The sequence below is a fragment of the Glaciihabitans sp. dw_435 genome (assembly GCF_018449675.1).
Lineage (GTDB): Bacteria > Actinomycetota > Actinomycetes > Actinomycetales > Microbacteriaceae > Glaciihabitans.
Genome location: NZ_JAAVUZ010000001.1, coordinates 531,804 through 552,323, shown reverse-complemented (window position 1 = coordinate 552,323; position 20,520 = coordinate 531,804). Strand labels below are relative to the sequence as shown.

21 protein-coding genes are annotated in these 20,520 nt (G+C 65.4%); 13 read left to right on the top strand and 8 right to left on the bottom strand.

Annotation, left to right across the window (positions count from 1 at the left end):
• Nucleotides 1-30: 30 nt before the first annotated feature.
• Nucleotides 31-978 carry a Ku protein gene (locus tag HB677_RS02625; RefSeq protein ID WP_213814077.1) on the bottom strand — a complete coding sequence of 316 codons (948 nt, stop codon included), beginning with the start codon at nt 976-978 and terminating at the stop codon, nt 31-33.
• Nucleotides 979-1,068: 90 nt separating this feature from the next.
• Here HB677_RS02625 and HB677_RS02620 point away from each other — a divergent pair, with 90 nt between their 5' ends.
• The 3 genes from HB677_RS02620 (at nt 1,069) to HB677_RS02610 (ending at nt 4,957) form a co-directional block, all read left to right on the top strand.
• Nucleotides 1,069-3,567, top strand: a complete 2,499-nt coding sequence (locus HB677_RS02620) for an ATP-dependent DNA ligase (protein WP_213814076.1) — start codon at nt 1,069-1,071, stop codon at nt 3,565-3,567.
• A complete protein-coding gene (locus tag HB677_RS02615) occupies nt 3,564-4,337 on the top strand; it encodes a glycosyltransferase family A protein (RefSeq protein ID WP_213814075.1) in 774 nt (257 codons plus the stop codon). The genes HB677_RS02620 and HB677_RS02615 overlap by 4 nt, the downstream gene beginning before the upstream one ends.
• 62 nt (nt 4,338-4,399) lie before the next feature.
• A complete protein-coding gene (locus HB677_RS02610) occupies nt 4,400-4,957 on the top strand; it encodes a protoporphyrinogen oxidase (protein WP_213814074.1) in 558 nt (185 codons plus the stop codon).
• A gap of 27 nt (nt 4,958-4,984) precedes the next feature.
• On the opposite strand, the gene HB677_RS02605 is transcribed toward HB677_RS02610, so the two are convergent.
• A complete protein-coding gene (locus HB677_RS02605) occupies nt 4,985-6,619 on the bottom strand; it encodes an aspartate ammonia-lyase (RefSeq protein WP_213814073.1) in 1,635 nt (544 codons plus the stop codon).
• Between the two features lie 125 nt (nt 6,620-6,744).
• Here HB677_RS02605 and HB677_RS02600 point away from each other — a divergent pair, with 125 nt between their 5' ends.
• The 3 genes from HB677_RS02600 (at nt 6,745) to HB677_RS02590 (ending at nt 7,716) form a co-directional block, all read left to right on the top strand.
• Nucleotides 6,745-7,227, top strand: coding sequence for a hypothetical protein (locus HB677_RS02600; protein ID WP_213814072.1), 483 nt, complete (start codon nt 6,745-6,747; stop codon nt 7,225-7,227).
• Between the two features lies 1 nt (nt 7,228).
• Nucleotides 7,229-7,405 carry a hypothetical protein gene (locus tag HB677_RS02595; RefSeq protein ID WP_213814071.1) on the top strand — a complete coding sequence of 59 codons (177 nt, stop codon included), beginning with the start codon at nt 7,229-7,231 and terminating at the stop codon, nt 7,403-7,405.
• A 128-nt stretch (nt 7,406-7,533) separates the two neighbouring features.
• Entirely contained in the window at nt 7,534-7,716 is a 183-nt protein-coding gene (locus tag HB677_RS02590; protein WP_213814070.1) for a hypothetical protein, read from the top strand.
• A gap of 21 nt (nt 7,717-7,737) precedes the next feature.
• Here the strand turns inward: HB677_RS02590 and HB677_RS02585 are convergent, their stop codons facing one another.
• On the bottom strand, nt 7,738-8,154 hold the full coding sequence (locus tag HB677_RS02585) for a hypothetical protein (protein WP_213814069.1): 417 nt from the start codon (nt 8,152-8,154) through the stop codon (nt 7,738-7,740).
• A 153-nt stretch (nt 8,155-8,307) separates the two neighbouring features.
• Between HB677_RS02585 and HB677_RS02580 the strand changes: the two genes are divergently transcribed.
• The 5 genes from HB677_RS02580 to HB677_RS02560 all read left to right on the top strand — a co-directional run bounded on the left by HB677_RS02580 (nt 8,308) and on the right by HB677_RS02560 (nt 11,698).
• Complete coding sequence (locus HB677_RS02580) at nt 8,308-8,625, top strand: tryptophan synthase subunit alpha (protein ID WP_213814068.1); 318 nt, start codon at nt 8,308-8,310, stop codon at nt 8,623-8,625.
• A gap of 59 nt (nt 8,626-8,684) precedes the next feature.
• Nucleotides 8,685-9,209, top strand: coding sequence for an O-acetyl-ADP-ribose deacetylase (locus HB677_RS02575; RefSeq protein ID WP_213814067.1), 525 nt, complete (start codon nt 8,685-8,687; stop codon nt 9,207-9,209).
• A 33-nt stretch (nt 9,210-9,242) separates the two neighbouring features.
• The gene (locus HB677_RS18725; RefSeq protein WP_213814066.1) at nt 9,243-9,827 is read left to right on the top strand and encodes a Rho termination factor N-terminal domain-containing protein; all 585 of its coding nucleotides are present in this window, start codon (nt 9,243-9,245) and stop codon (nt 9,825-9,827) included.
• Nucleotides 9,828-9,900: 73 nt separating this feature from the next.
• Entirely contained in the window at nt 9,901-11,244 is a 1,344-nt protein-coding gene (locus HB677_RS02565; RefSeq protein ID WP_213814065.1) for a phosphotransferase, read from the top strand.
• A gap of 157 nt (nt 11,245-11,401) precedes the next feature.
• Nucleotides 11,402-11,698 carry a TraR/DksA C4-type zinc finger protein gene (locus HB677_RS02560; protein WP_255546056.1) on the top strand — a complete coding sequence of 99 codons (297 nt, stop codon included), beginning with the start codon at nt 11,402-11,404 and terminating at the stop codon, nt 11,696-11,698.
• 20 nt (nt 11,699-11,718) lie between these two features.
• Here HB677_RS02560 and HB677_RS02555 read toward each other — a convergent pair whose 3' ends face one another.
• On the bottom strand, nt 11,719-12,639 hold the full coding sequence (locus HB677_RS02555; protein WP_213814064.1) for an NADP-dependent oxidoreductase: 921 nt from the start codon (nt 12,637-12,639) through the stop codon (nt 11,719-11,721).
• 148 nt (nt 12,640-12,787) lie between these two features.
• Here HB677_RS02555 and HB677_RS02550 point away from each other — a divergent pair, with 148 nt between their 5' ends.
• A complete protein-coding gene (locus HB677_RS02550) occupies nt 12,788-13,726 on the top strand; it encodes a phosphodiesterase (protein ID WP_307852450.1) in 939 nt (312 codons plus the stop codon).
• Here the strand turns inward: HB677_RS02550 and HB677_RS02545 are convergent.
• The 4 genes from HB677_RS02545 to HB677_RS02530 form a co-directional block, all read right to left on the bottom strand.
• Complete coding sequence (locus HB677_RS02545) at nt 13,668-15,251, bottom strand: stealth conserved region 3 domain-containing protein (RefSeq protein WP_307852449.1); 1,584 nt, start codon at nt 15,249-15,251, stop codon at nt 13,668-13,670. The two genes, HB677_RS02550 and HB677_RS02545, sit on opposite strands and share 59 nt — an antisense overlap.
• Entirely contained in the window at nt 15,248-17,395 is a 2,148-nt protein-coding gene (locus HB677_RS02540; RefSeq protein ID WP_213814062.1) for a DEAD/DEAH box helicase, read from the bottom strand. The genes HB677_RS02545 and HB677_RS02540 overlap by 4 nt, the downstream gene beginning before the upstream one ends.
• Before the next feature lie 204 nt (nt 17,396-17,599).
• Nucleotides 17,600-17,956: a DUF6804 family protein gene (locus HB677_RS02535; RefSeq protein WP_213814061.1), complete on the bottom strand. Its 357-nt coding sequence runs from the start codon at nt 17,954-17,956 to the stop codon at nt 17,600-17,602.
• Nucleotides 17,957-17,977: 21 nt separating this feature from the next.
• Nucleotides 17,978-19,450 (bottom strand): FAD-dependent oxidoreductase, encoded by a 1,473-nt coding sequence (locus HB677_RS02530; protein ID WP_213814060.1) that lies wholly within the window; start codon nt 19,448-19,450, stop codon nt 17,978-17,980.
• Between the two features lie 353 nt (nt 19,451-19,803).
• On the opposite strand from HB677_RS02530, the gene HB677_RS02525 reads away from it, so the two are divergent.
• Nucleotides 19,804-20,517: a DUF1684 domain-containing protein gene (locus tag HB677_RS02525; RefSeq protein ID WP_213814059.1), complete on the top strand. Its 714-nt coding sequence runs from the start codon at nt 19,804-19,806 to the stop codon at nt 20,515-20,517.
• The last annotated feature ends 3 nt before the right edge of the window (nt 20,518-20,520 follow it).

Below are 20,520 nucleotides of genomic sequence, written 5' to 3'. Positions count from 1 at the left end.
CCTGCGGAACACACAGGCGTCGACATGGCGTCAGCGCGCGCTCGCCTTCTTGGCTGGAGCGGCCTTCGTGCCGGAGTCGTCATCGGACGCAGATGATTTTCTCGCCGACGTGGCCGGCGCCTTGGCAGAGGCCTTTCCCGCCGACTTCGCGGCCGGCTTCTTAGCCGTCGATTTTGCGGCCGGCTTCTTCGCCCCGCGGTTTTTGTCGATGCTCCGCCGCAGGGCCTCCATGAGATCGAGAACCTCGCCACCGGAATCCTCATCGGACTCCTCACCGAATGTCTCGTCGGTGCTGACGGCATCGCCCTTGGCGAGCTTCGCCTCGATGAGTTCGCGCAACTGGTCCTGGTAGTCGTCGCTGAACTTCTCCGGGGAGAAGTCCGATTCGAACGACTTCACGAGCGACTCGCTCATCTTTAGTTCCTGCGCCGAGATGCGCACCTTTTCGTCGAGCGCCGGGAACTTCGCTTCCCGCACCTCGTCGTCCCACAGCAGCGACTGCAGCATCAGCACCTCGCCGTGAACACGCAGCGCGCCGAGCCGTGTCTTCTGCCGGAGGGCAAAATGCACGATCGCCGTCCGGTCGGTCTCCTCCAGAGTGCGCTTCAGCAACACGTAGGCCTTGGATGACGACGAATCAGGCTCGAGAAAGTAGCTGCGGTCGAACATGATCGGGTCGAGCTGGTCGCTGGGAACGAACTCGACAACGTCGATCTCGCGACTCTTCTCCTCGGGCAGCGAGCTCAGGTCCTCCTGGGTCAGGATCACCGTACGGTCGCCGTCGTCGAACGCCTTGTCGATGTGCTCGTAGTCGACGATCTGTCCACAGATTTCACACCGACGCTGATAGCGGATCCTGCCACCGTCCTTGTCGTGCACCTGATGGAGGCTGACGTCGTGATCCTCGGTCGCGCTGTAGACCTTAACGGGCACATTGACGAGACCAAAGGTGATCGCGCCCTTCCAAATAGATCGCATGCGTCCATCTTCGTCGGCCCGATCACTGCACGGAAGAGCGCGTCTGGCAAGGGTATGCTGCGAGTTTTCTCCCCGAACGACAATGGGGGCATGGCAACTTCACAGGACCAGGTCGTGTCGGTCGGTGGTCACCGGATCAAGCTGACAAACCTCGACAAGGTGTTGTACCCCGAGACCGGCACCACCAAGGGTGATGTGCTCGCGTACTACTCGGTGGTCGCCGATGTCATGATTCCCCACGTGCGCAACCGGCCGGCGACGCGCAAGCGGTGGGTCCATGGTGTGGGAACAGTGGATGCCCCGGGCCAGATGTTCTTTCAAAAGAATCTGGATGACTCCACCCCCGACTGGGTTCAGCGCCGATCCATTCAGCACAAGGACCACGTCAACGAGTACCCGCTCGTCAATAACCTCGCCACCCTCACCTGGCTGGCCCAGATCGCGGCCCTCGAACTCCACGTTCCGCAATGGCAGTTCGGTCGCACCGGCGTGCAAAAGAACCCGGACCGGCTCGTGCTCGACCTCGACCCGGGCCCGGGGACCGGCCTTGCCGAGTGCGCCGAGGTAGCGCGATACGCCCGCGCCATCCTGCAGGACATGGACCTCGATCCTCTGCCTGTCACCAGCGGCAGCAAGGGCATCCACCTCTACGTCGCTCTCGATGGCAAGCAGACGAGCGAGCAGGTCTCGCTCGTCGCCCACGAGCTTGCGCGCGCGCTGGAAGCAGACCACCCCGACCTCGTCGTCAGCGACATGAAGAAGGACCTGCGGTCCGGACGTGTGCTCGTCGACTGGAGCCAAAACAACGAGAACAAGACAACCATCGCGCCCTACTCACTTCGCGGTCGCGCGCACCCCACGGTTGCCGCTCCCCGCACGTGGCGGGAGCTGGCCTCGCCCTCCCTCGCGCAGCTGGACTACACCGAAGTGCTCCGTCGGGTAGAACGCCGGGGCGATCCGCTCGCCGACCTCCAGGCCGCCTCCCTCGCCACGCTCGAACCGACCGCCGAGCGTATGGCGGGATTCGACCGGCTGGAGAAGTACCGCAGCATGCGGGACGGCTCCAAGACACCCGAGCCCGTCCCAGCCGAGGCTGCCCCGCACTCCGACGGCCAGACGTTCGTCATCCAGGAACACCATGCCCGCCGACTCCACTGGGACTTCCGCCTCGAACACGAGGGAGTGCTGGTGAGCTGGGCGCTGCCCAAGGGCGTCCCGACCGATGTCGCAACGAATCACCTGGCCGTTCAGACCGAGGACCACCCCCTCGAGTACGGCTCCTTCGAGGGTTCCATTCCCGCTGGAGAATATGGCGCGGGTGAGGTCACGATCTGGGACGCCGGCACCTACGAGCTCGAGAAGTGGCGCGACGGCAAGGAAGTCATCGCCACCCTTCACGGCGAAAAACAGGGCTCCCACCGCTACGCGCTGATCCACACCGGGCGTGACAACAACAACTGGCTGATCCACCTCATGAAGGAGCAAACACCGGGGACTCCATCGGAGAAGGAGGCGGATGCCCCGGCCGCCGAATCTGCTGCGCCGGTCTCACGCCGGAAGACGGTCGGCTCCGCACCCCGCCGCGCCAAGCAGCTCTCCCCCATGCTGGCCACGCTTGGCACCGCCGACGATGTCACCGCCCGCGGCGAGGATGACCACGATCCCGATGAGGGCTGGTCGTTCGAGATGAAGTGGGATGGCATCCGCGCCATCGCGACCGTCGAAAACGGCCACGTGCAGCTGGTGAGCCGCAACGGCATTGACATGACCGCGAGCTATCCCGAGCTCGCCGCGCTCGCCGAGACGGTGGACGGTGACGCAGTTCTTGACGGAGAAATCGTTGCCCTCGACCGACGGGGACGGCCCGACTTTGGCCGGCTGCAGACCCGAATGAAGCTGACGAAAAAGGCGGATGTTGAGCGTGCGGAGGAGGAAACTCCCGTGCACTATTTCGTTTTCGACGTGCTCGCGGCGACCGCGACCGGTACATCGGGCGGAGCGAAAAGCCTGACGTCGCAGGACTACGACACGCGCAGGGACGTCCTCAATCGCATTGTTACGTCGCGAGGCGCGATCCAGGTGCCGCCCGCCTTCGACGGTGACCTCGACGCTGCGATTGCCAGCAGCAAGCAGCTGGGCCTCGAGGGCGTGATGGCGAAACGGCGCGACAGCCACTACCTGCCGGGAAAACGCTCGGCTGCATGGCTCAAGGTCAAGCACCACCGCACACAGGAAGTCGTGGTGGCCGGGTGGCGTCCCGGAAAGGGACGCCGTGCGGGCGGTGTCGGTTCCCTGCTGTTGGGGATCCCCGATACCGATGGTCTCCGCTATGTCGGCCGCGTCGGCACGGGCTTCAGCGACCGCGAGCTCGACGACCTGCAGCGCAAATTCGCTTCGCTGGAGCGCAAGACAAGCCCCATGGTGGATGTGCCCGCGGCCGACGCCAGCGACGCCCGGTGGATCCGACCGTCCCTCGTTGGCGAGGTCGAGTTCGCCGAGTGGACGGCTACCGACCGGCTCCGCCAACCGAGCTGGCGGGGTTGGCGCCCCGACAAGGCTCCGGACGACGTCGTGCGGGAAGAGTCATGACCCGCATCTCGGTAATCATTCCGACCCTCAACGACGCCGACATGCTGGAGCGCTGCCTGGCCTCCCTGGCGCGGCAGACCCGCCCAGCCGACGAGATCATCGTGGTCGACAACGGCAGCACCGATGCCAGTGTGGCAGTCGCCACCAAGTGGGGAGCCTGCGTCTGGACGGAGCGACGCCCCGGCATTACCGCAGCCTCTGCCGCGGGATTCGACCAGGCATACGGGGACATCATCGCGCGCTGCGATGCCGACAGCCGGCTCCCTGCCGACTGGCTCGAGCACGTCGAAGACGCCCTCACCGAACGTCCCGGAGCGGTCGCGATCACCGGACCGGGCAGGTTTTACGACCTCTCCGGGGCGCGCGCGCTGCTCGCCCAGATCTTCTACATGAAGGCCTACTTCTTCTGGATGCACTCCGCCCTGGCTCACACCGCCCTGTTCGGTTCCAACTATGCGGTTCGCGCGACGGTCTGGCGTGCGGTCAGCGACTCCGTGCCCCGGGACGACACCGAGATTCACGATGACATCGACCTGAGCTTTCGGCTCGATCCGTCGTCCGACGTCATTTTCGACCGATCGCTCGTCGTGGGCATTTCCGGACGCCCATTTGTCGATGCTGGATCATTCGGACGGCGGATGTCCCGTGCCATCCATACCCTGTCGTTGCACTGGCCCGCGCAACTGCCCATCCTGCGCTGGCGTCACCGGATCAAGGATTCCACCCACACCCCCGGGACACCGCGGGTCCCCCGCTCACGGATTCTCTAGCACGCGTGTACCACCTGCCCAAGTCCCTGCGCACCACGTCGCCCGGCGCTTAGGCTGGCACCATGAGCTCTCGAATCCCGCTGTACGTCGGTCTTGCTGTCGGTTACGTCCTTGGCGCCCGCGCCGGTCGCAAACGGTACGAGCAGATCGTTGCCACCGCAGACCGGCTGTGGGAGAGCCCCGGCATGCAGAAGGCGCGTGACAACCTCACGGCGTTCGCCCGGCGCCAGGGTCCCGTACTCCGCGCCCGCGCCGAAGCCACGGCCCAGGACGTCGCCAGCAATGTCGCCCACGTGGCAAAGGACGTCGCCGGCAACGTGAGCCACGTCGCCAAGGATGTCGCGGACAAGACATCGTCCGCTGCGAAGGACGTCGCCGACCGCACGGCAACCACGGCGAAGGATGTCGCCGGCAAGGTCAGCGGCACCGCCGGGGACGTCAAGGATCGCGTCACATCCACGGCGAGCGACCTCCGGGAGCGCGGCGAAGACGTGCGTGACCGCGTCGTTCTCAAGGCGAGCGAAGCACGGGACAACGCCCTCGAGGTCATCGATGATGACGACGAGGACGACGACCTGTCCGGTGCCGATGACGACGCCACCCGCCCAGGGATCGCCTAAGCGCCCCTCCCGGCCGAGGGTCCGTAGTCAGCTGCGGTCGGTAGGTCCGTCACCGTCCACGGCATCGCGCGCGCGTTCCTCCACCTGACGGATGATGGTGATCGCATCGGTCACGGCTGCCATACCGCTCAGACGCTCCGGGGACAGCACGCGGTCGACCTCGACCCGCGTCATCAGACCGGACGACACCACCAGTTCCGCGATCGACGCGTTGGTCGTCAGCGCCGTGTGGGCGAGAGTGGCGGATGCCGCGTAGCCGATGTAGGGCGTCAACGCCGTCACCACCCCCACACTCGACCCGACCTGCTCGGCCAGACGCTCGGTGTTCGCGGTGATCCCCTCGATGCAGTTGACCCGCAGCGTGCGGCACGCGTTTGTCATCCAGGCGAGCGACTGGAGGATGCTGTGTGCGATCACCGGTTCGAACGCATTCAGCTGCAGCTGCCCGGCCTCGGCGGCGGCCGTTACCGTGGCATCGGCGCCGATCACGGAAAACGCGACCTGGTTGACGACCTCCGGTATCACCGGATTGACCTTGCCGGGCATGATGCTGGATCCCGCCTGACGCGGGGGCAGATTGATCTCTCCGAAGCCCGCCTGCGGACCACTGGAGATCAGACGCAGGTCGTTGCAGATCTTCGACAGCTTCACCGCCGCGCGCTTGAGCGTCCCGCTGAGCGTCATGAAGATTCCGGCATCGCTGGTGGCCTCGATCAGGTCGGGCGCCGTTTCCATCTCGATTCCGGTCAACTCGACGAGATGGTGTCGCACAGCCTCGGCGTATCGCGGGTCCGCGGTGATACCGGTGCCGATGGCCGTGGCGCCCAGGTTGATCTCGTTGAGCCACGGAACAACTTCCCGGAGGCGATCGACGTCTTCGCGCAGTGTTGTCGCGAAGCCGGAAAACTCCTGGCCAAGCGTCATAGGCACGGCGTCCTGAAGCTGGGTGCGTCCGACCTTGAGGATGCCACCGAACTCTCGCCCCTTGCGGGCAAACGAATCGCTGAGCAGGGTGTGCTCGTCGAGCAGCCGCAGGAGCGAGAAGACCATGGCCAATTTGATGGCAGTGGGATACACGTCATTGGTGCTCTGGCTGCGGTTCACATCGTCGATCGGATGCATGTGGGAGTAGTCCCCGCGCGGTATCCCCATGAGTTCGAGGGCACGGTTGGCGATCACCTCGTTGGTGTTCATGTTTGTGGAGGTACCGGCGCCGCCCTGAATCACCCCCACCACGAACTGGTCGTGCAGACGACCGTCCACGATTTCCTGACAGACGGTATCGATCACGTCTGCCTTCGCGGCGTCCAGGGTGCCGAGTTCCCGGTTGGCTCGCGCGGCGGCCTGTTTGACACGGGCGAGGGCCGTGATCAGGTCGGGGTAGTTGAAGATGGCACGTCGTGTGATCGGAAAGTTCTCGAGCGCGCGCACCGTGTGGATTCCCCAGTAGACGTCGGCAGGAATCTCGCGCGAACCGAGAGAGTCCGTCTCGGTACGCGTCAGGCCGGGGTCCGATGGAAGCTCATCATCGCCGATGGATGGACCATTGGTGGGGAGGTAATTCTCGTCCCCGTCAATCGACTGTTCATCGAACGGGAGCCCCCGGGGAACGCTGCCGTTGTGCGGCCGGATGGACTGCGCTTGTGGCGCTGAATGAGGCATGTGAGCCATTGACTAATCTCCTTTGACTGTCCTTCACCACTGTAGACCGGCCCCTTCCACTAAGGCACACCGCCGGACGGCGGCAAGGGGTTCACGGTCCGAATTGCCGGGCGTAGCGTTCAGCCATGAGCGATCCACGAAACGATTCTCTCCAGAACAGCGTCTCCGATGACGAGGCCGTCGCGCCCAATCCCTTTGCCGTGGGGTTCAGCGAGCCGACGAGCGGCGTCGTGGAGATCGAGGACGACCTCGGCCCTGATGCGCTGACAGATGTCGATCTGGACGAATCGGACATCGACGACGAACTGGACGACCCGGTCCTCGATCGCCCCGATCGGGGCGATGCCGAACTCAACGAGGGCGACCTCGACGGAGCGCTGGACGAGGACGATGATCGTGACCTCGACGATGACGATGACGATCTCGACGAGGACGATCTTGTGCTCGACGAGGACGACGACGAGATCGATGACGACTTCGACGATCGCGAACTCGACGAGCTCTCAGAGCCTTACGAACTCGGCACGCATAGAGTTGTCACGGATCCCGATGCCGGTAGCTATACCGACATCGATGTCGATCCCGATAACGACGAACTGGAGCGATGAGATGACCGAGTCCACCACCAAGAAGACGACCACAACGGACGACGACGGCACAACGACCGAGACGACATCGACCACGTCAAGTTCGTCCACGACGTCATCCGCCAGCGACACCTACACCGACGGCAGCGTTCCGGCGGACGCCGATCTGGACGCCGACGATGACACGGATGGCGTCTAGGTTCCGCCCGGCGGATAGCGCGCACGAGATTATCTCAGCGGTCAAGCCCTGATACGCACGCCCACTGGTGCCTAGGGTGGCTTGCATCGGCGCACCGCTCGCGCGCTGTCCGACCCAAGGAGCACGCAATGAACGATGCGATGTTAGGACGGCGCGTGGGAAGCGACGCGCAGGTCACGGGAATGCCGTCTCCGGAGGAGACCGTCGATTTGGCGCCCGACACCCCAATCACCGAAGAGGGCTCAAAACCCGACGGCGGCGATCTCGACCTTGCCCATGAAGCCGGAGGTGTCGACCTCGGCGAGATGTGACGGCCCTCCGGGTGCCGCGCATCAGATGTAGTCATCTGGCGCGACCCATCGGACGCCGTTGCGGTACGACAGCAGCACGGCGCGGATCGCGAGGTTCTCGACCGCGCACGCGCCCACCAGCGCCTGTAACCAGGAGACATCGTTGGCGGTAAGCGTCGCTGCCCCGTAGCGCTCCCACACCAGCACCGCACTGTCGGCGCCGATGGAGGACATGAGGTGGGAAATCGACGTCATCATCGATTCCAGATCGGTGTGACGTGGCGACGGCGGCAACCCCTCGATGGGAAGCAGGAGCGGCAGCTGCACTCCATCGTCATCGAGAAACAGCAGCCACAGCTGCCGCACGGTGGCGCGCCCGATCAGCGTCGACACTCGCGTCTCGACGTCCGCGTCGGTCAGGAGCGGCGCCAGTTCATCGGGTCGGGGAAGTTCGTTCATGCGTCGATCGTGCTCCGCAGCGCCGTGGCCAGACGGAGGGGTGAACGAAATGGGGATAACTGGGCGCCCTCGCTCCCTGTGGAGAACTGGGTGTGTTCCACCGTCGTTGAGGCGCGTTTTACGTGACCGGCGCAGGGCGTTTAGGCTTGAATCATGCACCCGAACGCCCCCGGTCCTCGCGGTCGGGTGAGTCTCGAAGCGCTTCGGCACGAGGCACGCACCGAACTGGACACCGTCATTTTCGAGAGATGTTTGGACGGTCAGGATCCCTGGGAGTTCATGGACGAACTGCCCACGGTGGACGAACTCGTCGTGTATCTCCTGCGAGCGGATGCCATCACCGCCAACGACGGACAGCTGCCGACCCCCACACGTGAATACCGGGTACTCCGACAGATAGCCCTGGATCATCCTCCGCTTACCCGCGCCGTGTGGCGGTTGCTCGGACGGTTTCGGGCGGAGGCCGGCTGACGAGCAGACGAACCGGTATCCCGTGTTCATCGTCGGCGGTGCGTGCTAGTTCTGGAAGCATGCAAATTCAAATTGTGCGCGGCGATATCACTGAGCAGGCCGTGGACGCCGTGGTGAATGCGGCCAACAGCACGCTGCTGGGTGGCGGCGGCGTCGATGGTGCGATTCACCGGGTCGGCGGCCCCGACATCCTGGCCGAGTGTCGCCGTCTGCGTGAGGAGACCTACCCGGAGGGACTACCCACAGGGCAGGCCGTTGATACGACCGCGGGCCGACTGCGCGCAGGTCGGGTCATCCACACCGTCGGTCCCGTTTATTCGCCACGCGAGGACCGCAGCGAGTTGCTCGCCAGTGCGTACCGGGAGTCGCTCCGGGTTGCCGCCCGGATCGGCGCGGACACCATTGCGTTCCCCGCCATTTCTGCCGGCGTGTACGGATGGCCCATGGCCGATGCTGCACGGATCGCGCTGCAGACCGTGCGCGAAACCGGCGGGGTCGGTCTCGTGCGGTTCGTGCTGTTCAGCGACGACGCGTACTCGGAGTTTGTCGCTGCAGAACGTGCTTCCCGCACTGCGGCAGAATGAACGGACCGCATCGTTAACGCCAAGGGGTCCCGAGTGTTCTTCAACCTGTTCCGCCGCACCAAGAAAACCCGGGAGGCACTCCAGCCGCTCCCACCCCGGTCAGTGGAATTGATAGTGGATGCCCCGGAAGCAAGCACCACGGTCGGTGCTGCCACCACCACACCGCCGACGATCCCCACAACCGCCGGCACGGCGCCTCCGAAAGCACGCGCTCCCCGTGCGCCGAGATCCACGGCCACGCGTCCCGCCGCGCCGGTTGCCACTGCGACGAATGACGCGGTCGAGGATGCCTCGGCCGCGGATATTCCGGCCACGGAGACGACCGCCTCCGATGTTCAGGTCCCCGAGGCGATTCCTGTCGAGGCAAACGCCCCTGCGGCGCCCACAGCCGACGCCACTGCCGCCGGCGCCACAGGCGAGGCACCGATGCCGCCCGCGCCCACCCCAACGCCGGCCGCTGCGGCCTCTGCTTCGACCGAAGCACCGGGCGCCCCCACGGCGGCCAACACCGTCGCGGAGCTGCGCGCGTATGCAAAGTCGGCGGGGCTCACCGGCTACTCCCGCATGACAAAGGCACAGTTGCTCACGGTGATCGCCGACCACGAAAAGGACTCGTGAGCCAAAGGTGTGGACACGCCGTGAGTGTGTCAACCCTTGGTGAATCCTCAGCGATCCAGCGTAAATTCAAACCGTGAGCTTCGATGCAGTTATCCCACCCACATTCCCTGGATGGCTGGCGTCGCAGCGCTGGTACGCCAACAAGGGCTCTGAGCCCCGGCTCGAGCGCATCGGAGGCTGGCAGGTAGCGGATGACACGGTCCGCGTCACCACTCACTACTTCCTCGATCGTGGTCCCTCGGCCACCGTGCTGTATCAGGTTCCGCTCACGGAGCGACTGACCCCCCTGCTGGGAGTCGAGCCGATCGGCGTCGTGGATGATTGGTCCATTTACGATGGAACCCACGACTCGGCCTACCCAAGTGCGCTGCTGAAGCTGATCCTCGGCAACGAGTCGGTCGATGGGGCATCAGGTCACCGCCAGCCGGGAACGCAGGACATCGAGGTCATCAGCTCGAAGGTTCTCAGCGGCGAGCAGTCCAACACGTCGATCATCTGCACCGTCACCGACGGCCCGTCGATCATCATCAAGGTATTTCGCGCGCTGCACCACGGGGAAAATCCGGATGTCACGCTGCAGTCGGTCATCGCCGCTGCGGGCAGCGACCTCGTTCCCGCCTCCATCGGCTACGTGTCTGGCACCTGGTCGGACTCTGGCCGTGACGATGGCGTCGCCGTCGGACACCTCGCGTTCGCCCAGGAGTTCCTTCCCGGAGTCGAGGACGCGTGGCGCGTCGCGCTGAGCGCCGCGGAATCGGGCGAGGACTTCAGCGAGCGTGCGCACGCCCTCGGAGTCGCAACCGCCGATGTGCACGCCATCCTCGCCACGCAGATGCCGACCCGGGTCGCGTCGCGCGACGACATCGATGCAGTCCTGGCGAGCATGCGGGCGCGCCTGACGCTCGCGATGCTCGAAGTGCCGTCGCTGGAAACCTGCCGCGAAGCCATTGAGGCAATCTACGCAGCGGCAAGCGATGCTCCCTGGCCCAACCTCCAGCGGATCCATGGCGATTATCACCTCGGCCAGGTTCTGGCGGTGCCCGACCGCGGCTGGGTGCTGCTGGACTTCGAGGGTGAACCGCTCCGGCCCATGGCCGAGCGCTCGGAGCTCGATGTCACGCTCCGCGACGTTGCCGGGATGCTCCGCTCCTTCGACTACGCCGCCGGTTCCGTTGCCCTGCGCAACGGGGACGACACCGCGGCGGCCTGGGCATCGGCGGCCCGCCACGCGTTCGTCGATGGCTACATCGAGCGGTCGGGATTCGATGTCCGGGAACACCGCGCACTACTGGACGCGTTCGAGATCGACAAAGCCCTGTACGAAGCCGTCTACGAATCCCGCAACCGTCCCGGCTGGCTTGAAATTCCAGCCACGGCGATCCGTCGGCTGTCGGCGCGACGGGCTGGCGCCCGGTAGCGCATAGCGCCCGATCTGGCTAGTCCTTTCTTCCCCTCTTTGGGGGGTCTGTACTTGCCTAATGACTGGGATCGCCGAACGCCAAACCACCGCACTTACGTCACGGCAGCGTACGTCTCTGCGGGTCCGACTCGTGGGGGATCGGGAACAAACCCGATTGTTGATCGACCGTCTCAATGAAGAGATGGGCGCATTCCTCAGTGCTCGACGCGATTCCCCTACCGACGATGAGCACGACCCCGAGGGTCCGACGCTGGCGTTCGAGCGGTCCCAGTCCTCAGCAATGCTGAAGCAGTCCGCGCAGCACCTGTCCGAAATCGACGCCGCGCTCGTGCGTCTCGAGGACGGAACCTATGGACTCTGCGGTCGCTGCGGCAAGGAGATTGCCTCCGGTCGCCTCGAGGCACGCCCGCAGGCTCACCTCTGCATTGTCTGCGCCGCGCAGGTGCGCTGACGCCGATTCACCCGGAGACGCTACTCGGTAACGAGAATCGACTTTCCCCGCGTGTGCCCCAGGGAGAGGCGCGTATAGGCCTCGGCAACCCGCTGAATCGGGAACACGGAGTCGATGGGGAGAACGATGCTGCCGCCGGCGATCAGTTCGGCCAGTTCGAGCAGGTTGTCGAGGGACGCCGCCTGCCCTCCCACTCCCCCGATGCCATGCTCTGACGCATGGCCGCGGGCGACGATCGTATTGATGCGGGAACCGTGTACGCCGAGGGCGAGTCCGGCGTCGATGGTCTCCGCACCGTTGTAGTCGAGAACCGCGGTGACGCGGCCCCGTGATGCGTCCCGCACTCGTTCGGCCAGTCCCTCGCCGTACTCCACAGGGACGACGCCGATCGATCGCAGGAAGTCATGGTTACGGAGGCTTGCCGTACCGATCACCGTCGCTCCCGTCGCCAGCGCCAGCTGGCAGGCGAGCAGGCCAACACCTCCCGCAGCGGCACTGACCAGCACCGTGTCATCCGCCGCGACCCGCACTGCCTGCACCGTCGCCCAGGCCGCACGTCCCGAGATGTCCAGAGCCCCCGCCTGTTCGATTGTGAGCCGCTCGGGCTTCCGGAGCACGCGATCGGCGTCCACCACGACAAAGTCGGCCTGGGCGCGGTGCCGGGCGCCTCCGAACACCGCATCTCCGGGCCGCAGCGACGTCACTCCCTCGCCCACCTGGTCGACGATGCCGGAGAAATCGTTGCCAACTCCGGAGGGTAGACGTGCCCCGTGCTTCTCGGCGGTCGGTCCCCCGGCGAAGATCTTGTGGTCAACGGGATTGAGTCCCGCGACGCGAACCTGCACCCGAACCTGGCCGGGACCGGGACGTGGAGGCTCGACATTCACCACCGAAAGGACCTCGGGACCGCCGAACTGTTCGAAGCGCACAAACCGAGACACCGGGGTTGTCCTCCAATTGTTTACCAACGGAAACCACGTTACGCCGCGTGGCGGCAACCTCCTGTTAACCCTCCCATGCTCGACTTACCTGTGTAGCATGGGTGATCGCGATCGCCGTGATCGCAACCTCGACCCGAATGGACGGCTCGTGAGCATTAGAACGGCTGAGTATCCGCGGGCGGACCACTTCCTCCTTCACCTCAGCGACACCCACCTTTTGGCGGGTAATAAGCGCCTGTACGACACCGTCGACAGCGAAGCACACCTGCGTGAACTCTTCGAAGAGCTCGCGCAATCGGATGGACGCCCCGAGGCGATCATCATCACCGGGGATCTCGCAGATCATGGCGAGACCGAGGCCTACCAGCGTCTCCGCGCGATCGTCGAACCTGTCGCCGCCAAGCTGGGATCCCAGATCATCTGGGTCATGGGCAACCACGACAAGCGCGAGAACTTCCGCGAAGAACTCTTTGGTGAAGTCCCCAACTCCCGCCCGGTTGACCGCGTCTATGACGTGAACGGCCTGCGCGTCATCACCCTTGACTCCACGGTTCCCGGAGCACACTACGGCGAGATCAGCAGCGCGCAGCTGGACTGGTTGGCGGAGGAGTTGTCGGTGCCGGCACCGCACGGCACCATTCTGGCCATGCACCACCCGCCGGTGCCCAGCGTGCTCGACCTCGCAGTTCTTGTCGAGCTGCGCGACCAGGCGGGGCTGGCAGAGGTCCTCGAGGGTAGCGACGTGCGCAGCATCATCGCTGGGCACCTGCACTATTCATCCACCAGCACCTTCGCCGGCATCCCGGTGTCGGTGGCATCGGCCACCTGCTACACCCAGGATCTCAACGTGCCGGTCGGAGGAACCCGCGGCCGTGACGGCGCGCGCGCCTTCAACCTCGTTCACGTCTACGAGAACACCGTGCTGCACTCCGTCGTTCCGATCGGGGAGTATTCGGCTCTCGCCTACGTCGACGCGGCCGAGACGGTCAGACGCCTCTCGGCGTCGGGCGTCCGCATCGCCGATGCGGTTAACCCACCGGTTCCGCAGGAGCCTCCGATGACTCTTCCCATTCGAGTGCTGGCGTAGTTTCCCACGGAGCGGAAATTCCGAAGTACCGGTCGAGGAACGACACAACCGCGGTTGTGCGTTTCTCGACCGAGATCTCGGGCGCGCTTCCGTCGTTGAGGCAGAAGAAGTCGTAGGACCGCTGCTTGAGCAGCGAATCCATCTCTTTCAGGGCCACCTTCAGCGTGGTTTCGATGTAGAGAACCCGTGCCTCGGTCTGCACGACGGCGCGACCGGTCATCAGCGCGTAGTAGTGATAGAACGAATTCGTCACCGAGATGTCGGTGCTCGACCTGAACGGGCTAGCCGCGGTGCGGCGGAAGTCCTCGGCGAACTCGCGCTCCATTTCGTCGAGCACGCTCTTGCGCAGCGGCGTCGCCGCATGCTCGAGGTGACGGGTGGTGACGCGACCGAAACGCTCCTGCAGCAACCGGCGGTTGACCCGCGCCGCGTTTTCGAAGCCGCTGCGGGCCGGGTTGTTTTCTCCGAGTCCGATGCGCGTGGTCGCCTCAATGAACTTGGTGATTCCCCCGGGGGAGAAGAACATGTCCGGGGTGACTGGACGGCCGAAGAACATGTCGTCATTGGAGTACAGGAAGTGCTCGCTGAGACCCGGAATGTGGTGCAGCTGGCTCTCCACGGCGTGCGAGCTGTGGGTCGGCAGCACCGACACGTCCTGGAAGAACTCCTCGCTGCGGACGATCGTCACCGACGGGTGGTCATCCAGCCAGACGGGCCTGGGTGAGTCGGTCACGATGAAGATGCGGCGAACCCAGGGGGCGAACATGTACACGCTGCGGAGGGCGTACTTGAGTTCGTCGATCTGGCGGTAACGGGCCTCCGAGTCATCCCCCTCCCCCACAACGTATGCCTGCATGCGCAGGGCGCGCGCACGCTGGAACTCGATGGCGGTGCCGTCGACCCAGGAGAAGACCATGTCGATGTCGAAGGTGATGTCCGTCGCGTGTGTCGCGAACATGCCGTCGAGGGTGCGCCATTCGCGACCGTAGAGCGACACTGTTGCGTCGATGGCCTCGGAGCGCGGGAGGCTCGTGCGCATGAGCGCGTTTTCGGAGGGGGCAACGATCGTCTCGACGCCGAAGTCCCAGAACTCCAGCCGGACGCCATTGGAGGCTCCGTACCGCAGGCGGCCGACCGGTTCGATGCGGGGACGGAACAGCCGCACTACACGGCTCTTGCCCGAGCGGGACAGGCGTCCATCCGCAACGAACAGCGCAGGGGCATCCCCCGCCTTCGAATAGAACGGTTCGGTGGCAAACGCCGCGGCAAGGGCGCGTTCGAGCTGCGAACGGCGCTTGCGATCGACGGCGAGAATCGGGTGATCATCGTCATCGCGCACCAGGAGGTACTCGATTTCGGCGGCGTCGAGAACGTCGCGAATCGCGAGCAGGTCTTCGATGAGGGACTGCTGCGGCGTCAGCTTGCTGTTGACGAGGGTGAACTGTCCCTTGCGGACGATGACGTCGTTGCGGCCAAGTGAGCGGGGATCCGGCGTCGGCTCGACCAGCACGAGGTCGGGGCTCACGCGAGGGCCTCGGTGAGGAGGCTCACGAGGGCTTCGAGCTGCACGCTGGATTCGGCTGTCACTTCTTCATCAGACCCGTCGAGTGCGCGGGCCGCAAGCCCCGCCTTGCTGTCAATGAGTTCGGCGATGCGGGCGTCGATGGTCTGCGCGGCAATGATTCGCCACGCGGTGACGGGTAGTTCCTGACCGATGCGGTGCACGCGGTCGATGGCCTGTGTCTGCTCGGCACTGGTCCAGCTGAGCTCGGCGAGGACGACGTTGGACGCGGCCTGCAAGTTGAGGCCGACACCAGCAGCGGTGAGGGATGCCACGACCACCGACACCTCGGGATCGGTGGTGAACGCGTCGATGGCGCTCTGGCGCGCCTTGGCGGACTGCTCACCACGGATCGATACGGACTTGAGGCCGACCTTGGCAAAGTGCGCCTCGGCGGCATCCATCACGTCTATGTGCTTGGCGAAGAACACCACCTTGCCGACGTTGCGAGCGAGCTGCGCGGTGTAGTCCGCGGCGAGGGTCGCCTTGGCCTGCCCGATGCGGCGGACCATCGTGAAGACGTTTTCAGCGGTCTTCGAGGACTTGGAGTCTTCCAGTTCCTCGCGGGCGACGGCGCGAATGAGGCGGTCTCCGTCGATCTCCGGGTCGAACTCCCCGGCGTCAGCCTTCCGGAGTGCGAGCCGGCGGCGGTAGCGATCGAGCAGGCGGGCGGTGAGGGCTGCCTCTGCCTCGCGGATCGAGCGTCCGAGATCGTCGTCAAGCTCGACCGGGATGTCGGCGATGCGACGAGCGGGGATGTCGGCCGCGACATCCACCTTCTTGCGACGCACGATTCCCATGTCGATGACCGCGTGCCGTGCCTCGGCGAAGAAGCCGAAGTCGGCGGGGGTGAGCCCCGTGTCCTCGAGGGCGTCCATGAGTTCTGGCATCGGCTTCTTGTCGTCGATCCAGCCAAGGAACTGCCAGATGGCGCGGAAGTCGTCGATCTGGTTGATCAGGGGTGTACCCGTCAGTGCCATGAAGAGCGCGCGCGGACTGGTGGCGCGAATGCTGCGGCTGAGCGCGAGCACGTGTTTGGACCGCTGCGAGGTGAGGTTCTTGATGAAGTGGGCCTCGTCGACGACCATGCCCTTGAAACCGAACCGGCTGAGCCAGCCGACGTGTCGGTCGAGCACCTCGTAGTTGACGATGACGACGTCGCTGAACGCGTCCACGTCGTTGCCGTCACCGTGCACGACGGTTGCCGTGCGCTGGGGAGTCCAGAGTTCGACCTCGCGCGCCCAGTTGGTCTTGACCACGTTGGGCACGACCACCAGGAGCGGGTAGGAGTTGGAGACGGATGCCGCGAGCAGGGCCTGTGCCGTCTTGCCGAGGCCCGGTTCGTCCGCGAGCAGGAACGTGCGGTGACCCTGCTTGACCTCTTCGACGAAGCGGGCCTGGTGACGCATGAGCTCGAGCTTGCCGGGAGTGCGCAGCGTGGTCGCCTCGGGAAGCTCCATGCTGGCGGTTCCGCCGCCGGCGCCGTACTCGAAGGCACGGAACAGCGGCTCGATGAGCTCCCAGTTCGCGAGACGGTTGACCCGGGCGGGCTTTGCCTGCATCGCGCTGAAGTCGGGGGCGAGGAACGGGTTGGACATCTGCAGCTGGCGCACCGACTGCGGGACGACCTGCTTGAGCACCTGCGCATCGACGGGCTTGGGCTCGGTGGTGATGATCAGCTCATCGGGGCTGAGCTCGACGCCGGCCGCCAGCAGCAGGTCACGACGCAGGGTCTTGGCCGCTGCGGTAATCGGGGCGTCGTCGCCGAGGAGTGAGATGAGGCTGGTGTCGCGGGCGGCGGTCTTGGCGAGAATACCCGCGAGGCCGTCGAGACGCTTCTGCTCGTTGGAGCGTTCTGACTCGGTGAGTTCCGGATCGACCTTGACCCGGGCGCGCTCTTCACGCAGAAGCAGGGCGGCGACCTGGAAACGGGCGCGGTTCGCCGACTTCAGGGGGCCCTTCTGAACCGCGGCCTCGACCTCACGGGCGGCGCGGGCGAGAACGGGGATCACCCCGGCATCGTCGGTTCCGCGGGGACGTCGTCGCTGTGCAGACTGCCGAGACGCTGCGGGCCTCTGGCTTCTCTGGCGCTGGCCTGATTGGGCCATGTTCCTCCTTGTGCCACACATTCGGCACGGGTAGGGGAGATCTCCACCGGCTAATTTCGGCGAATGTCCCAGATTCTAGAATCTGCCGTCATTAGATACCGACAGAAGGCGCTTTCTCGAAATCCCAGACCCAATCGCGATGCGGATGGTGGGTTCGTGTTGCGCTTGACTCATTATAAGCCCAAACGAAGTCGGGCGCCGTGCTCAGCGCTTGCGCGCGTTGCGGTCATCGGGGTTGGGCACCTTGATGAAGATGCCGCAGGCGATGAACACCAGGGCCGCTACGTACTGCAGGCCAAGCCAGAGGCCATCGTTGTGGATGTCGATGACGACGATGGGATTCCACAGCACGGCAATGGGGACCAGGCCGATGAACCACCACCACTGCTTTGCCTGCCACGCGTAGACGGCGACGATGATCGCCAGGATGCTCGTGGCGAACTGGATCCAGATGAATCCCGACCCGCCGAGGAGGGCGAAGCCCGCCATGAGAACGATCGCGGCAAGAATTCCGGGAGCGAGGGCGGTGCGGCGGAACGCCGGCGTCGGGTACGAAGTCATCGGGCACAAGGATATCGCGCATTAGCGGGGACGCAGATCACGCGTTGCCGGCCCTTCCAGCCGGGTGCCGTCGGCGGCGAAGCGCGATCCGTGCGCGGGGCAGTCCCAGCTCTTCTCCGCATCGTTCCAGGTGACGACAGCGCCGAGGTGGCTGCAGACCGCCGACAGCGCGCAGGTGGTGCCGTTGACCGTCGATTCGACAGTGGGTTTCAGCCCCTGGCGACCGACGACGCCGACGCCTTCCGCGGGCGCCTCGGCGGGAAGCGGGCGGGACAGCGCCTTCGTGTACCCCTTTGCGTACCACCAGGCGACCGCGGCGTTCTCGCCGATCCCCCGTCCGATGGCGCGCGGCATCGTCACCCGGTGGTGCAGCACCGTCTGCCATTGCGTGCTGCCGGAGCCGAGGATGTCGGCGACGAGGGTCAGCGCCGCGGCAACGCCGCCGGTCATCCCCCACTTGTCGTATCCGGTCGCGAGGAAGATGCGCTGCCGGCCCCGCGGCAGCCAGCCGACGAACGGCACACGGTGGGCGGTGCTGTAGTCCTGGGCTGACCACGCGTGGGTCAACTCCGCGCCCGGCCAGAAGCGCTTCGTCCACGCCGTCAGGTCGTCCGCGCGCGCCTGCGGGGAGGCCTCGCGCCCCACCGGATGCCCGTTGCCGCCGGTCAGCAACAATCCCTTCGAGGTGCGGATGCTCCGGGTCGGCGTCTCCACGCCCAGGTACATGCCGTCCGGCAGCGCGTCGCCGGGCAGCTCGAACGACTGCGCGTAACTGCGCTCCGCGGACACCTTGGCGAAGTAGAGGCCCCTGTCGAGAATCGGGGTGCCCGTGGCGAGGATGACGTGATCGGCGGTCAGCTCTCCCGAGTAGGTCTGCACTCGCGCCGGCTGCGAGGCCCGCACGCCCGTCACTCGCGTGCCCTCGAAGATCACCCCGCCGAGGGACCGCAGCTCCGCGGCGAGCGCCGCGAGCAGATCCAGCGGGTCGAACTGCGCCTGGTTGGGCAGCACGACGGCTCCGAAGGTGGTGAAGGGCAGCCCCGCATAGGCGACACGCGCCACGTCGAGCCCGACGGAACGGGCAAGCTCGAACTCGCGGTCGACGCGCGCCGCGCCATCCGCTGTCCCCGCGTACGTCACGGCGTCACGCCGCTCGACCTCGATGCCGTGCGTCGAGGTGTAGTCCATCAGCCAGTCGAACGCGTCGCGATTGCCGTCGGCGTATGCCTGCAGCATTGCCTGGTACCCGTGGCTGTGCACCTTCGAGAACTGGGTGCCCTGCAACTGCGAAATCTTTGCGGTGGTGTTTCCAGTGGTGCCCGCGCCGACCGTTCGCGATTCGAGCACAGCCACCCGGCGTCCGGCCCGGGCGAACAGCACGGCGGAGACGAGTCCGGTAATTCCCGCGCCGACGATGACCTCGTCGAAGTGTGCGCCGGCCACGAATTCGTCAGTGAGGATGTCACGGGCCTGGCTCAACCACAGGGATGTCATGTCACTCCTTCTCACGCCGACGGCTACCTCGCCCCGGCACTTTCCAGCGTATGCGTCGGCGAATTCTTGTCGTCGGGCTGGCGTCGGCGCAGCTGTGGTGATACCCCGACCGGAATTAGACGCGCGCCGGGGCGGAATAGAGTTCTACCCGCGGTTTGTTACACCCGCGTAGGCTCGCGCACCGTCGCACGCGCCCTCGCCCCTGGCCCGGCGTTATCCGCATGGCTGCCTCGGCGAGGAGTCACCCACCCGATGTTTGTGCCCCGCGCGCAACATTTGGTAATCACATTCGCTATTGCGGCGGACGTGAAAAATACTGAACTGCTGAACACCCAACGAATGGTCGCTGTCCCATGCCCGATGCCTCTCCCACCATCCCCACCTCCTGGACCCAGTGGCGCGAGGCCCGCGCCACCCGCGTGACGAAGCCGCAGGGCGACCTCGCGCTGATCGAGACCCGGTGGCTCACCGACGGTTCCATCGTGTCGACGGAGCAGGCTCTCGCCGGCCAGCCCTCCACCGTGACGGTAACCGCCCTCACTCGCAAGAACATCGACAACGGCTCCCGCGAGAACGGAATCCGCCTCTGGGATGCAGCGTCCGAGGCCATCCGCTCGTTCGATCACATCGACGTGTTCCCCTACGCGCCCGAGTGGGTCATCGAAGCGACCTTCACTCCCGCGGAAGACGGACGCACCATTCCGTTCGAGCACCTGCGCGACAACGTCGGTGCCACCCGCGACCTCGTTGTCCCCGGCGACATCACGTTCACCCGCGATGGCGTCGACTACACGCTGAGCGCGTTCGATGACGACGGAACCCTGCTCCTCGTCTTCGGCGACCCGACGAACGGCGTCAGCACCTACGGTTCCGGCCGTTTCCTCTTTGTCCAGCACACGGATGACCCGTCCCGCGTGATCCTCGACTTCAACCAGTCGTTCGTGCCGCCGTGCGGATTCTCCATCCAGTACAACTGCCCTCTGCCGCCGCGCCAGAACCGCTTCACTGTTCCGGTCACCGCGGGAGAGAAGAACCCGGTCTTCACCGGCGGCTACTCGGTCCACTAACCC

What these genes read in the sequence shown, in the direction of transcription:
- HB677_RS02615 (WP_213814075.1), top strand. Translation starts at nt 3,564, where the DNA reads ATGACCCGCATCTCGGTAATCATTCCGACCCTCAACGACGCCGACATG.
- HB677_RS02595 (WP_213814071.1), top strand. Translation starts at nt 7,229, where the DNA reads ATGACCGAGTCCACCACCAAGAAGACGACCACAACGGACGACGACGGC.
- HB677_RS02575 (WP_213814067.1), top strand. Translation starts at nt 8,685, where the DNA reads ATGCAAATTCAAATTGTGCGCGGCGATATCACTGAGCAGGCCGTGGAC.
- HB677_RS02530 (WP_213814060.1), bottom strand. Translation starts at nt 19,450, where the DNA reads ATGACATCCCTGTGGTTGAGCCAGGCCCGTGACATCCTCACTGACGAA.
- HB677_RS02535 (WP_213814061.1), bottom strand. Translation starts at nt 17,956, where the DNA reads ATGACTTCGTACCCGACGCCGGCGTTCCGCCGCACCGCCCTCGCTCCC.
- HB677_RS02525 (WP_213814059.1), top strand. Translation starts at nt 19,804, where the DNA reads ATGCCCGATGCCTCTCCCACCATCCCCACCTCCTGGACCCAGTGGCGC.
- HB677_RS02600 (WP_213814072.1), top strand. Translation starts at nt 6,745, where the DNA reads ATGAGCGATCCACGAAACGATTCTCTCCAGAACAGCGTCTCCGATGAC.
- HB677_RS02610 (WP_213814074.1), top strand. Translation starts at nt 4,400, where the DNA reads ATGAGCTCTCGAATCCCGCTGTACGTCGGTCTTGCTGTCGGTTACGTC.
- HB677_RS02580 (WP_213814068.1), top strand. Translation starts at nt 8,308, where the DNA reads ATGCACCCGAACGCCCCCGGTCCTCGCGGTCGGGTGAGTCTCGAAGCG.
- HB677_RS02625 (WP_213814077.1), bottom strand. Translation starts at nt 978, where the DNA reads ATGCGATCTATTTGGAAGGGCGCGATCACCTTTGGTCTCGTCAATGTG.
- HB677_RS02620 (WP_213814076.1), top strand. Translation starts at nt 1,069, where the DNA reads ATGGCAACTTCACAGGACCAGGTCGTGTCGGTCGGTGGTCACCGGATC.
- HB677_RS02590 (WP_213814070.1), top strand. Translation starts at nt 7,534, where the DNA reads ATGAACGATGCGATGTTAGGACGGCGCGTGGGAAGCGACGCGCAGGTC.
- HB677_RS02585 (WP_213814069.1), bottom strand. Translation starts at nt 8,154, where the DNA reads ATGAACGAACTTCCCCGACCCGATGAACTGGCGCCGCTCCTGACCGAC.
- HB677_RS02605 (WP_213814073.1), bottom strand. Translation starts at nt 6,619, where the DNA reads ATGCCTCATTCAGCGCCACAAGCGCAGTCCATCCGGCCGCACAACGGC.
- HB677_RS02540 (WP_213814062.1), bottom strand. Translation starts at nt 17,395, where the DNA reads ATGGCCCAATCAGGCCAGCGCCAGAGAAGCCAGAGGCCCGCAGCGTCT.